This is a genomic window from Achromobacter sp. T5-5 (assembly GCF_055397965.1).
Map to the genome: position 1 here is coordinate 246,732 of NZ_AP027919.1, position 11,751 is coordinate 258,482.

An 11,751-nucleotide genomic window follows, 5' to 3' on the forward strand; every position below is an offset into this window, starting at 1 on the left:
GGGCGCGAAGATTCCCTATTTTGAAGGCGTTCAGGCATGAAGATCACGGTCGTGGGTACCGGTTACGTGGGTTTGGTGTCGGGAGCGTGCCTGGCCGACATGGGCAACGATGTCATGTGCCTGGACGTGGATGCGGCCAAGATCGCCCTGCTGCGCCAGGGCGGCATCCCCATCTACGAGCCGGGCCTCGAAGACCTGGTGCGCCGCAACGTGCAGGCCGGACGCCTGCACTTCACCGATGACATCGCGCAAAGCGTGGCGTTCGGCGACGTCCAGTTCATCGCCGTGGGCACCCCGCCCGGCGAAGACGGTTCCGCCGACCTCAAATACGTCCTGGCGGCCGCGCAGAACATCGCGCGCCACATGACCTCGCGCAAGCTGATCGTGGACAAGTCCACCGTCCCCGTCGGCACGGCCGACAAGGTGCGCGCGGTGGTCGCCAAGGAACTGGCCGAGCGCGGCGTCGACCTTCCCTTCACGGTGGCGTCCAACCCCGAATTCCTGAAGGAAGGCGCGGCCATCAACGACTTCATGAGCCCGGACCGCGTCATCGTCGGCGCGGACGACGACTACACCATCGGCGTGATGCGCCGCATCTACGAGCCCTTCCAGCGCACGCACGACCGCCTGATGGTGATGGACGTGCGCTCCGCCGAGCTGACCAAGTACGCCGCCAACGCCATGCTGGCCACGCGCATCTCGTTCATGAACGAAATGGCGAACCTGGCCGAAGTCCTGGGCGCGGACGTCGAACAGGTGCGCCGCGGCATCGGCGCCGATCCGCGCATCGGCTACCACTTCCTGTATCCCGGCGCGGGCTACGGCGGTTCCTGCTTTCCCAAGGACGTGCAGGCGCTGGTCAACACGGCGTCCGAACACGGTTTGCCGATGCGCGTCATCGAAGCGGCCGAAGCCGCCAACCACGCACAGAAATTCCGCCTGGCCGAAAAACTGGTCGCGCGCTTTGGCGAAGACCTGAGCGGCCGCAAGATCGCCTTGTGGGGCCTGTCGTTCAAGCCCAATACCGACGACATGCGCGAAGCCCCCAGCCTCACGGCGATTGCCGAACTCACGCGCCGCGGCGCCGAAGTCCGCGCCTACGACCCGGTGGCCATGCACGAGGCCGGCCGCGTGCTGGCGGGCCATCAGGGCATCAGCTTCGCCACCGACATGTACGACGCGCTGGACGGTGCGGACGCGCTGCTCATCGCCACCGAATGGAAGGTCTTCCGCGCGCCCGACTTCGATCGCGTCAAGGCGTTGCTCAAAACGCCCCTCATCATCGACGGCCGCAACCTCTACACGCCGGCCGACGTGCGCAGCCTGGGCTTCGAGTACTCGGGCATCGGCCGCGCATGAAAATCCTGCAACTGAACTTCGAGAAAGGCTGGCGCGGCGGCGAACGCCAGACGCTGTACTGCATGCGCGCCTTCCGCAAGGCCGGCCATGACGTCGAAGTGATGTGCCGCGAAGGCGCCCCGCTGGCCGAGCGCGCGCGCCAGGAAGGCTTCGTCGCCCACGCCGTGCGCAACGTGCCCGCCCAGCTCGCCTTCCTGGCGGGCGCCGGCCGCTACGACATCATCCACGCGCAGACGGCCAACACCATCACCTGGGCCGTGCTGACCAAGTGGCTGCATCGCCGCCCGGTCGCGTTCTCGCGCCGCACCTCGTTCGTGGTCAAGCCGGGCGACGAATGGAAGACCGGCTTCAAATGGCGCCACGCGGACCTCTTCGTGGCCATCAGCGAGATGGCCGCGGGCGAACCGCGCCGCCTCGGCATCGAACCCGTCATCATCCGCAGCGCGGTCGAGCCTCACCAGATCAACGCCGACAACGTCGCCAATCTGGTGCGCGAATTCGACCTGGAAGGCAAAAAGGTCATGGCGACGTCCGCCGCGCTCATCCGCGACAAGGACCCCGTCACCCTGGTGCGCGCCGTCGGCGAACTGGCCAAGACGCGCCGCGACTTCGTCTTCCTGCACTTCGGCGCCGGCGGCGACCGCGAGCAGCAGGCCAAGGACGAAGCCCGCAGGCTCGGCATCGAAGATGTCTACCGCTTTGCGGGCTTTCGCAAGGGCGTCGAGGACTTCTACAGCATCCTCGACGTGTTCGTCATGAGCTCCGAGGAAGAGGCGCTGGGCAGCAGCGTGCTCGACGCCTTCCTGCAGCGCGTGCCCGTCGTCTCTACCGACGCCGGCGGTCTGAAGGAAAGCCTGGCCGACGGCCGCGGCGTGCTGTGCGCCGTGGGCGATCATCAGGCCATGGCGGCCGGCATGGCGCGCTGCCTGGACGACGCGGCCTTTCGCCAGGAAGTCACCGAACGCGCCTATGAGTACGTGCGCAACGAGCACGACGTGCAGAAGATGGGGAATCGGTATCTGGCGCAGTTTGAGCGGCTGGTGGGGCGGAAGCCGCGCTGAGTCGGCGCGCACTGAGCGTTGGAAGCGCCGCGCTCTGGCTGTTGGGCGTCTAACTATGGGGCGTCTAGGTATCCGCCCATTCCGCAATCTTGGCCGTGCCCCACGCCAACATCGTCGCTGATCCGGTGATTGAGGGCGAGCATCAAGCGCGTACCACCCCCTAACACTGGCTGGAAGGAATTGCCGCCGTGAAGGCGGGCGTTCTCCACCAGAAGCCGCGCGTGCGATTCCAAACGCCTCCATGGGCCGGATGACCGGTGGAGCAGGATGTCTTCCCTGGAAGTGCGCATCAAAGTACCCCCTTAAGCGCTTCCTCCCACCGGACTGCCCTTGGCAGGTCAAAGTGCTTTCGGGCGTTTTGATAGAGCGCCTCAGCTTCTTCTAGTCGCACGCCCGCTTCAAAGCTGGCTCTACCAATGAATTCAGGTTCCAGTTCAAGGAACATGTGCGCTAGCAGCTCTTGTGCGAGCGGATCGCTTGCAGCCAAGGAGAGATTGCCAGCGCGCAACGCAGTGGCGACATCAACTGCACTCACCACCTGTCCATACGGAGCATTGAGGTGTGTTGCAATCATCTCGAGGTACGGGGTCGATGGCGGTGGCAAGGGCAACTCCTGTCGGGACGGTGAGGGCCTTTCGCGCGTCTTTGGTGCATTATCCCCCGTCTGGGGGCGGCAGGCTTGGCGCATGCTGAAATTGTGCGCTCGCCTCACCCCCGCACATCGATCCGCGTCTCGAACTTGGCGCGATGCACCGAGAAAAACGTGCGCACGTTGCGCACATTGGCCTGCGCCGTGAAGGCCCGATGCACCAGCGCGTGATAAGCCGGCATGTCCTTCACCTGCGCGATCACCACGAAGTCCGGACCCGGCGACACCCGATAGCACTGCAGCACGGCGTGCTCCGTCAGCATGCTTTGCTCGAACGCATCCAGGCTTTCCGCCGCCTGCACATCCAGCGTGATCTCCACGATCGCCGTCAGCGTGCTGCCCAGTTTCTCGGCCGCCAGGATCGCCACCTGCCTGTCGATCACCCCTTCCTCCACCAGTCGCCGCACTCGCCGCAGGCAGGTCGGCGGCGACGCATGCACCTTTGCGGCGAGATCCTGGTTGGTCAGCGAACTGTCTTCTTGTAACTGTTCAAGAATGCGCCGGTCCAGATCATCCAGTTCGGGTAGCGAAATCGGCATGTTTTGCATGATTAATTCAACGATGTGAATTCAATGAAAGATTATTTAATCACATTTGTGTAAGGGAATTAACTGCCAAATTCATCAATATAAAGAAATCAAATTTCTTTAGGGGTCGCGCACAATGCGTCGGTACACGAACCTACCGGAGTCACTCCTATGTGCGGCATTGTTGGCGCCGTCGCCCAGCGCGACATCACCCCGATCCTCGTCGAAGGCCTCAAGCGTCTGGAATATCGCGGCTATGACTCCTGCGGCGTCGCCGTCTACGCCGATGGCCACCTGCGCCGCACGCGCAGCACGCAGCGCGTGGCCGAGCTGGCCGACCAGGTCGCGCAGGACAAGATCCAGGGCTTCACCGGCATCGCCCACACCCGCTGGGCTACGCACGGCGTTCCCGCCACTCATAACGCCCACCCGCACTTCTCGCACCTGGGCAACGACGAGCCGCGCATCGCGCTCGTCCACAACGGCATCATCGAAAACCACGACGAACTGCGCGCCGAGCTGCAAGCCGTCGGCTACGTCTTTGAAAGCCAGACCGACACCGAAGTCATCGCGCACCTGGTGAACCACCTGTATGCCGGCGACCTCTTCGAAGCCGTGCAGAACGCCGTGCGCCGCCTGCATGGCGCCTACGCCATCGCCGTGTTCTGCCGCGACGAACCGCATCGCGTCGTCGGTGCGCGCCAGGGCTCGCCCCTGGTGGTGGGCGTGGGCCAGAACGAGAACTTCCTGGCCTCGGACGCGCTGGCCCTGGCCGGCACCACCGACCAGATCATCTACCTGGAAGACGGCGACGTCGTCGACCTGCAGCTCTCGCGCGTCTGGATCGTCGACGCCGCCGGCAAGAACGTCGACCGCGAGGTGCACACCGTGCACGTGCACACCGGCGCCGCCGAGCTGGGCCCCTACCGCCACTACATGCAGAAGGAAATCTTCGAGCAGCCGCGCGCGGTCGGCGACACCTTGCAGGACATCGAGTCCATCACGCCCGAACTCTTCGGCGACCAGGCCTACAAGGTCTTCAAGGAAGTCGACTCCCTGCTGATCCTCGCCTGCGGCACCAGCTACTACGCGGGCCTCACCGCCAAGTACTGGATCGAATCCATCGCCAAGATCCCCGTCAACGTCGAAATCGCCAGCGAATACCGCTACCGCGACAGCGTGCCCAACCCGCGCTCGCTGGTCGTCACCATCTCGCAGTCCGGCGAAACCGCCGACACGCTGGCCGCGCTCAAGCACGCGCGTTCGCTGGGCATGGAACACACGCTGACCATCTGCAACGTGTCCACCAGCGCCATGGTCCGCGAGTGCAAGCTGTCCTACATCACGCGCGCCGGCGTCGAAATCGGCGTGGCGTCCACCAAGGCCTTCACCACCCAGCTCACCGCCCTGTTCCTCTTGACGCTGACGCTGGCTCAGACCCGCGGCAAGCTCACGGAAGAGCAGGAAGCCGAGCACCTGAAGGCCCTGCGTCACCTGCCCTCGGCCATCGGCTCCGTGCTGGCGCTGGAACCCCAGATCATGGCCTGGGCCGACCGCTTCGCGTCCAAGGAAAACGCCCTGTTCCTGGGCCGCGGCATGCACTACCCGATCGCGCTGGAAGGCGCGCTCAAGCTCAAGGAAATCAGCTACATCCACGCCGAAGCCTACCCGGCCGGCGAACTCAAGCACGGCCCGCTGGCGCTGGTCACCGAGCACATGCCGGTCGTCACCATCGCGCCCAAGGACGAGCTGCTGGAAAAGCTGAAGTCCAACATGCAGGAAGTGCGCGCGCGGGGTGGTGAGCTGTATGTGTTTGCCGATGCGGACAGCAAGATCCAGAGCGCTGAAGGGATGCATGTGATCCGCATGCCGGAACACTACGGAAAGCTGTCGCCGATTCTGCATACGGTGCCGCTGCAGTTGCTGTCGTATCACACGGCGTGCGCGCGCGGAACGGATGTGGATAAGCCGCGGAATCTGGCGAAGAGTGTGACGGTGGAGTGAGGCGGGGCGGGCTTCGGCCCGCTTTGAAAACGAGGAATAAAGTCGGTCGCGAGTCGAACGCGCCATATCGTCACCGATTGTGTGGCGAAGGTGGATTCATCGGTTGTTAAGGCGTGGGAGGGGGCCGCAGAGCGGCCCTCTTTTTGGTGCACCGATTAGCTCGGGGCGCACGAGGCTCTGTACGGCCGGAGTTCGGACCTGCGCGTCTGAGTGCACTTGGGGATAGCGGTCGTCGACGACTGGCCGCTTTCGACCCGAAGCAGTCATTATGGGGAGAACCGGACACGGTATCCCGGTCTTTCCATATCGGCAATTAAAGCGCGTAAACCTTAGACCCAATAGCCAATTGCTGCTTCTTGATCCCTCTGGGTACGCAGAAGGGAGCGTGGTCTAGCGGCTTGCCCCGGTTGATCATTTCAACGGCAGAGATGGTGGTGCGCAGTTCTTCGCCAGTCGGCGTTACGATCAGAAGGGCCGTGCCCGGGTAGACCCGCGCACCGGGCGGCAAAGAGTGTGGAATTCCTGGCACGACGATACATCCTCGGCCATGCAAATCAAACACGTCTTCGATTTCACATAGATAGATCATTGATTGGCAGTGACGAGGAACTCAAGGCCAGTGCAGCGATTTTCCCTGAGTAGGTTGGGCTTGTCGAGCGACCATTACTGGCCGAAAGCGGCCACCATGACGGCGCTAGGTATCGCCGGCCTGCATGCGCCAAGAAGCGGTACGACATTTCCATTCGCAACTCGGTCAGATTGAACCCGGGAGGCAGGGACGTTGCGACCGACTTTTGTTCAATTTTTTTGGGTTGAAGGCCCGAGGTCCAGGGTGCGACCGACTTTGCCCCATGTTTTCTAATCCTGGATGTCTTTCAAAATCAATCGGTTACGCGGGTCGTTTGCGACCGACTTTATTTCCAGTTTTCAGTATTGAAAACAGGAAATAAAGTCGGTCGCTCGACATAAAGTCGGTCGAGCGCGAAGGGCCTCTATATCCCAAGATCTGCGCCATTTGTCCTAGCTTTCACCGTCGTAAAAAGGGCCGCACAAAAAGCGGCCCTTTTCTATGCTGGTGGCGCGGCTGGGTCGAAAGCCGCCATCAACGCGTTGAGCCGGACTTAATGTGCGACGCAGCGCTTACATCGCGGTTTCCGCCATGCGCTGCGATGAACATTGCCACAGCCGACCGGCAATAGGATTCGATTTCGTGGTCGTCTTCTGCCTTGGCCTCATCGAAGCGAGCAATTGTCAGCAGGTCGGAACCTTTGATGAGCGCGGCAAACAAGCGCGCGGATCCACGAGGATCCGGCACGCTCAGAGCCGCGCTCGCGTGCAACTGACGCAACAGGTCCTCGATCTGAGCTATGACGTAGGCGGGGCCGGCCTCGTAATGCAGCTTGCTCAACGATCTTTGATTCGTCTTGTCGGCCACTATCATGGCTTCGACATTGCGGACTTCCGGGCTCAAAAGCGTGCGAAGCAGGAATGAACCCACCGCGACGAGCTGATCCTGCGCTGAACCCGCGACGCCTTCAATAAGCGCTTGAGGAGCAAACTGGTTGCAGTGCGCCGCGATGGCCGCGCTGAATAGCGCCTCCTTATTCTCGAAATGACGATAGATGCTGAGCTTGGATATCTTCGCTCGCTGGGCGACCTTGTCCATGGTCGTTGCTTGAAAACCCAGTTCCACAAACAGTTGCGTGGCCGCGTCCACTATCGTTTGGCCCAGCGCCTCGTTGGCGGGCCGGCCGCGCCGGCCCAGCATTTTTTTTTCCGCCACAGGTATTCCAGTACTTGACAGTATCGTAAATGACAATTTAGGATACTTCATGGTATCTGAAATTTGCACGCCGGTGAATAGGCTTCAACACGGTAGCTGCGCTTTCCGGCACCGCCTCGCGCACTCACGGCTCACCGCCAAGCGCAGCCCCCAATCCCTGCCATAGAGAACACGGATCCCAATACCATGAATGACGTCATCATCATCGGCGGCAGCTTTGCCGGCCTCGCCGCGGCACTGCAACTCGGCCGCGCCCGCCGAAAGGTCACCGTTCTCGACACTGGCCTGCCGCGCAATCGCTTCGCCGACCATTCACATGGCCTGCTCGGTCACGATCACAAGGCACCGCTGGACATCCTGACCGAGGCGCGAGAGCAGCTTGCGCGCTATCCCTCAGTCAGGCTGGTCAATGCAAGGGCTGATCGCATTTCCGGCGCCTTGGACGATTTCTCTGTCTTGACTGGCGATGGCGAAAGCCTTGGAGCGCGCCGCCTGATCCTGAGCTATGGCGTGGCGGACCAGATGCTTGGCATCCCGGGGTTTGCCGAGGGCTGGGGCACGTCCATCGTTCCCTGCCCATATTGCGACGGCTTCGAAGTCGCAGGGCGGCATTGGGGTCTCGTCTGGTCCGGCCCGCCGTCGCACAACTACGTCAGGCTGTACCACGACTGGACCGACTCGCTGACGGTCTTCGCGCATGGTCACGACATCCCGCCCGACGCCCGGGCCGATCTCGCGCGCCGCGGCGTCCAGGTCGTTGATGGTCTGATCACCGAGCTCAACCATCACGACAGCCATAACGTCACCGTCAAGCTCGATGCAGGCCCTCCTGTCGCAGTCGACATCCTGTTCGCCCATCCGCGCAACAAGCCTTCTGCACGCTTGCATGAGTCGCTGGGCCTCGCCACGGTCGATACGCCCCAAGGCGTCGCCCTCATGGTCGACGAGCGCCGCCAGACCAGCACGCCTGGCATCTACGCCGCGGGCGACCTTGCCAACCCTGCCATGCATTCAGTGAGCACGGCATCATGGCAAGGCGCGATGGCCGGAATCTTCGCACAGCAGTCAATGGTGGTTTGAGTTTAGGGATTCCCTTCTTCCGTTGCGTCGTCGCCTTCGAAAGGTGGGCGTGGATCGGCGCGAAGAAGGACTTAGCGACGCGTCAAGGAGACGACATGGCCGAGCAACGTGCCGATCAGATCGGTGACTGGAGTGGTAAAAGCGGGGAGCGCTGGGTCGCCAACCAGGCCCGGCTCGACGCGATGGTGGCGGTGTTCGGCCAGGCCGCGATAGAAGCCGCCGCGCCCGCGACGGGTGAGCGCGCGCTGGACATCGGCTGCGGCGCGGGCGCGTCTAGCCTGGCTCTCGCAGCCCGTGTCGGCGCAGGGGGCCAAGTGCTGGGCGTGGACATATCCGAACCGCTGATCGGCCAAGCGCGCTCGCTTGCGCACCAGGAAACGCGGGTCCTGTTTCAGGTGGCAGACGCCAGCCGCGCAGAGCTGCCCGAGGGCGCGTTCGACATCCTTTTCTCGCGTTTCGGCGTAATGTTTTTCGACGATCCAATAGCGGCGTTCACCCACATGCGACGCGCGCTCCGGCCCGGTGGAAGAGTCGCTTTCGTCTGCTGGCGCGCCGCGGCGGAGAACGATTGGGTGCGCCTCCCAATGGGCGCGCTCAAGGGTATCGTCCCGCCGAACTCGCTGCCCGATTCTGAAGCGCCCGGCCCATTTTCGTTCGGCGACCCGGCGCGCGTGGCGCAAATTCTGTCATCGGCCGGCTTTACAGATATTGCTATTGTCCCCTTCGACGCTGCCGTCCCGTTCGGTGAGGGCGGGACGCGGGACGCTGCGATCGATGACGCGGTGAAAATGACACTCGAGGTCGGCCCGTTGTCGAGCGCACTCGCTGACCAGCCCGACGACATCCGCGCGCGCGCCTCGGCCGCAGTTCGTGCCGCCTTTGCTGAGCTCGCCGGCGAGCGGTCGGTGACGATTAGCGGGGCGGCGTGGATCGTCACGGCACGCAATCCAGTAAGTTGACAGTTGACGTGGACTGGTGCGCCAGAACCGGTAATTCCCGTGCCTCGGGGCGGGCTCACCTTGAGTGGCGCCGGGTCTGTGCTGCGTTGGCCAAGATGATCCTATCGGCAAGCGAAAGACTGATGGAGTGCCTCGCTGACCAGCGGGCCGGCATTTTCCTCGAGACGGTTGGCTGGCAGCGAGGACAAGTAGCTGTACACCCTGTCTTTCAATTCGTGGGGAAGGACGCCGGTCGAGGTGCACCAGACCGTGCCTTGTGTCTGGTCGGCGATGCCGACGATGTAGGCCTGCGCGTAGGAGGAAGAGAATTGCTGGCGAAGCGATGCATCGCGAAGTTCCGATGGCATCCGGCCTTCAAGGGCCGTGGCAAGCTCGGCGCCGGTAAAGTGCCAGGTCCTTTCTGCCTGCGCCTGGCACACCGCGCAGGCGGACAGCATGCTGATCAGTGCTAGTCGTCTCATTGGCAACGTTATCCCTTTGGTCCGCCTGGCGGCCTTGTCGTGTGCGTTCTGTTGTCCCTGCAGGATGACTGCGTGGTCTCAACAATGGTCGAGCTTATCGGACGCCAGGAATACGCCTTCGGAGAGATACCACTGCCCGTCGGTGGCGCGCCATCTGGCAAGATTCTCGCGGGAGGTCTGGAGTTTGAGTAAGGCCGGATAGGGTTCGGACATGGCAACTATCGAGTCTCGGATTCTGACCAACTTTGCTTGTACCAAATGAGGGACGTCAGGCCAACTCTCCAGGGATGCGAAGCGTTAGTTCTCTGGCGCAACGACGTGTCGTTTCCTTGGGCGCAAGCCGTTCCCCTGTTCATCTGATGCGCTGCCTCAAAGCATCACTGCGTCGCCGCTGTTTCTCTGGCGGCCCATTGATCTGATTCTGTTACCAATCCCGTGTCCGACCACCCCGCCCCTAGCGCCTTGTACAAGGCAATGCCTCCTTGCAGCTGCGCCAGTTGGCTGAGGGCCAGCGCATCGCGTGCCTGGTTCAGGCTGCGCTGCGCCACCAGCACCGGGAGGTAGGCGCTCAACCCTCGCGCGTAGAGTTGGGTGGCCTGTTGCAGGGCCTGTTGGCTGTCGGCCACGGCGTTCTGTAGCGCGGCTTGCCGTTGGCGTTCGCTGGTCCATGCCGTCAAGGCGTCTTCCACGTCGCGCAGTGCCAATCGCACGTCCCGTTCGTAGATGCGCCGCACGGCGTTGGCGTTGGCCTGGGCCGCGGTCACGCCCGCTTGCGCGCGGCCGCCGTCGTAGAGGGACTGGCTGCCCTGCACGGCCGCCGACCACGCCAGGCTGGCGCCCGAGAACAGGTCGTGGATGATGCTGGCGGTGGTGCCGAGCCCCAAGGGAATGCGGAACGTCGGGAAGCGTTCGGCCTGGGCGACGCCGATCTGCGCGGTGGCGGCGGCCAGGCGTCGTTCGTCGGCGCGCAGGTCGGGGCGTTGGCGAATGACGTCCGAAGGCAGTGACAGCGGCAAGTCGACCGGCATGGGCAAAGCCGGTGCGGGCGTTGCGAGGGCGGTGTGCCAGTCGCCCGGAAACCCGCCCGCCAGCACGCCGATGGCATGGCTGAACCGGGCGATGTCCGCTTCCAGCAAGGGCGGTTGCGCCTGGGCCATTTGGCGCTCGGCGCGGGCCTGGGTGACGTCGGCCAGCGTGCCCAGGCCGCTGCGGTGCGCCTGTTCCGCCAGGCGCTCGGCTTCGGTCAGCGAGCGAATGTTGTCCTGCGTGATGGCCAGGCGCAGTTGCGCGGCGCGCAGCCCGGCGTAATCGGATACCAGTTCGGCCACCAGACTCACTTGCAGCGCGCGATGGTCCTCGGCCAGCGCCTGGATGCCGGCGTCGGCAGCCTCGACCGCGCGGCGCGTGCCGCCGAACAGGTCCAGCTCCCAACTGGCATCGAACCCAAGATGCCAGGTTCGCGCCTGTCCGCCGGGCTGGGAGCTGAGTGCCTTGCTGCCACGTGCGGCCTCGCCGGCTGCGCCGACCGAGACCTCGGGCATGGCGGCCGAGGCGATCTGCACGCGCTCGGCGCGTGCCTGGCGCAGTCGCGCCAACGCGATGGCCAGGTCCAGGTTGTGCGCCAGGGTCTGATCGACCAGGCGGTCGAGCAAGGGATCCTGGAAGGCGCGCCACCAGGTGCGCAGGCCATCGTGGTCGCCATCGGATAGGGCGGCGTCGGCCTCGATCCAGTGCGTGGGCACGTCCAGCGTCGGCGTGCGGTAGTCCGGGCCCACGGTGGTGCAGCCGGTCAGGACGGCCAGCAGCGAGGCCAGCAGTGCCCGGCGGAGGCGTGGCTGCGTGCGGGGGATGGGTGCGTGCATGGCCTT

General features: G+C 63.8%; 11 protein-coding genes. 5 read left to right on the plus strand and 6 right to left on the minus strand.

Annotated features, from left to right (window positions below; all coding sequences use genetic code 11):
* Positions 1-36 precede the first annotated feature (36 nt).
* Both ACZ50Q_RS01210 and ACZ50Q_RS01215 read left to right on the plus strand, forming a co-directional pair.
* On the plus strand, positions 37-1,359 hold the full coding sequence (locus ACZ50Q_RS01210; RefSeq protein WP_464080268.1) for a UDP-glucose dehydrogenase family protein: 1,323 nt from the start codon (positions 37-39) through the stop codon (positions 1,357-1,359).
* A complete protein-coding gene (locus ACZ50Q_RS01215) occupies positions 1,356-2,420 on the plus strand; it encodes a glycosyltransferase family 4 protein (protein WP_464080269.1) in 1,065 nt (354 codons plus the stop codon). Before ACZ50Q_RS01210 ends, ACZ50Q_RS01215 begins: the two co-directional genes overlap by 4 nt.
* Before the next feature lie 289 nt (positions 2,421-2,709).
* On the opposite strand, the gene ACZ50Q_RS01220 is transcribed toward ACZ50Q_RS01215, so the two are convergent.
* Both ACZ50Q_RS01220 and ACZ50Q_RS01225 read right to left on the minus strand, forming a co-directional pair.
* Positions 2,710-3,024: a hypothetical protein gene (locus ACZ50Q_RS01220; protein WP_092576822.1), complete on the minus strand. Its 315-nt coding sequence runs from the start codon at positions 3,022-3,024 to the stop codon at positions 2,710-2,712.
* A gap of 104 nt (positions 3,025-3,128) precedes the next feature.
* Positions 3,129-3,617, minus strand: coding sequence for an Lrp/AsnC family transcriptional regulator (locus ACZ50Q_RS01225; RefSeq protein ID WP_076517851.1), 489 nt, complete (start codon positions 3,615-3,617; stop codon positions 3,129-3,131).
* A gap of 150 nt (positions 3,618-3,767) precedes the next feature.
* Here ACZ50Q_RS01225 and glmS point away from each other — a divergent pair, with 150 nt between their 5' ends.
* Positions 3,768-5,600 carry a glutamine--fructose-6-phosphate transaminase (isomerizing) gene (gene glmS, locus ACZ50Q_RS01230; protein WP_464080270.1) on the plus strand — a complete coding sequence of 611 codons (1,833 nt, stop codon included), beginning with the start codon at positions 3,768-3,770 and terminating at the stop codon, positions 5,598-5,600.
* 1,102 nt (positions 5,601-6,702) lie between these two features.
* Here the strand turns inward: glmS and ACZ50Q_RS01235 are convergent.
* Positions 6,703-7,368: a TetR/AcrR family transcriptional regulator gene (locus tag ACZ50Q_RS01235; RefSeq protein WP_464081936.1), complete on the minus strand. Its 666-nt coding sequence runs from the start codon at positions 7,366-7,368 to the stop codon at positions 6,703-6,705.
* Positions 7,369-7,569: 201 nt separating this feature from the next.
* On the opposite strand from ACZ50Q_RS01235, the gene ACZ50Q_RS01240 reads away from it, so the two are divergent.
* Both ACZ50Q_RS01240 and ACZ50Q_RS01245 read left to right on the plus strand, forming a co-directional pair.
* Positions 7,570-8,463: an NAD(P)/FAD-dependent oxidoreductase gene (locus ACZ50Q_RS01240; RefSeq protein ID WP_464080271.1), complete on the plus strand. Its 894-nt coding sequence runs from the start codon at positions 7,570-7,572 to the stop codon at positions 8,461-8,463.
* A gap of 95 nt (positions 8,464-8,558) precedes the next feature.
* Positions 8,559-9,422 carry a class I SAM-dependent methyltransferase gene (locus tag ACZ50Q_RS01245; protein ID WP_464080272.1) on the plus strand — a complete coding sequence of 288 codons (864 nt, stop codon included), beginning with the start codon at positions 8,559-8,561 and terminating at the stop codon, positions 9,420-9,422.
* Positions 9,423-9,523: 101 nt separating this feature from the next.
* On the opposite strand, the gene ACZ50Q_RS01250 is transcribed toward ACZ50Q_RS01245, so the two are convergent.
* From ACZ50Q_RS01250 to ACZ50Q_RS01260, 3 genes are all read right to left on the minus strand, one after another.
* Positions 9,524-9,859 (minus strand): Rap1a/Tai family immunity protein, encoded by a 336-nt coding sequence (locus ACZ50Q_RS01250; RefSeq protein ID WP_464080273.1) that lies wholly within the window; start codon positions 9,857-9,859, stop codon positions 9,524-9,526.
* 102 nt (positions 9,860-9,961) lie between these two features.
* Positions 9,962-10,096, minus strand: coding sequence for a hypothetical protein (locus ACZ50Q_RS01255; protein ID WP_464080274.1), 135 nt, complete (start codon positions 10,094-10,096; stop codon positions 9,962-9,964).
* Positions 10,097-10,260: 164 nt separating this feature from the next.
* Complete coding sequence (locus ACZ50Q_RS01260; RefSeq protein WP_464080275.1) at positions 10,261-11,745, minus strand: efflux transporter outer membrane subunit; 1,485 nt, start codon at positions 11,743-11,745, stop codon at positions 10,261-10,263.
* Positions 11,746-11,751 lie beyond the last annotated feature (6 nt).

Excerpts from the sequence above, each read along its gene's own strand:
- ACZ50Q_RS01210 (WP_464080268.1), top strand. The coding sequence starts at position 37 with ATGAAGATCACGGTCGTGGGTACCGGTTACGTGGGTTTGGTGTCGGGA.
- ACZ50Q_RS01215 (WP_464080269.1), top strand. The coding sequence starts at position 1,356 with ATGAAAATCCTGCAACTGAACTTCGAGAAAGGCTGGCGCGGCGGCGAA.
- ACZ50Q_RS01225 (WP_076517851.1), bottom strand. The coding sequence starts at position 3,617 with ATGCAAAACATGCCGATTTCGCTACCCGAACTGGATGATCTGGACCGG.
- glmS (WP_464080270.1), top strand. The coding sequence starts at position 3,768 with ATGTGCGGCATTGTTGGCGCCGTCGCCCAGCGCGACATCACCCCGATC.
- ACZ50Q_RS01235 (WP_464081936.1), bottom strand. The coding sequence starts at position 7,368 with ATGCTGGGCCGGCGCGGCCGGCCCGCCAACGAGGCGCTGGGCCAAACG.
- ACZ50Q_RS01240 (WP_464080271.1), top strand. The coding sequence starts at position 7,570 with ATGAATGACGTCATCATCATCGGCGGCAGCTTTGCCGGCCTCGCCGCG.
- ACZ50Q_RS01245 (WP_464080272.1), top strand. The coding sequence starts at position 8,559 with ATGGCCGAGCAACGTGCCGATCAGATCGGTGACTGGAGTGGTAAAAGC.
- ACZ50Q_RS01250 (WP_464080273.1), bottom strand. The coding sequence starts at position 9,859 with ATGCTGTCCGCCTGCGCGGTGTGCCAGGCGCAGGCAGAAAGGACCTGG.
- ACZ50Q_RS01255 (WP_464080274.1), bottom strand. The coding sequence starts at position 10,096 with ATGTCCGAACCCTATCCGGCCTTACTCAAACTCCAGACCTCCCGCGAG.
- ACZ50Q_RS01260 (WP_464080275.1), bottom strand. The coding sequence starts at position 11,745 with ATGCACGCACCCATCCCCCGCACGCAGCCACGCCTCCGCCGGGCACTG.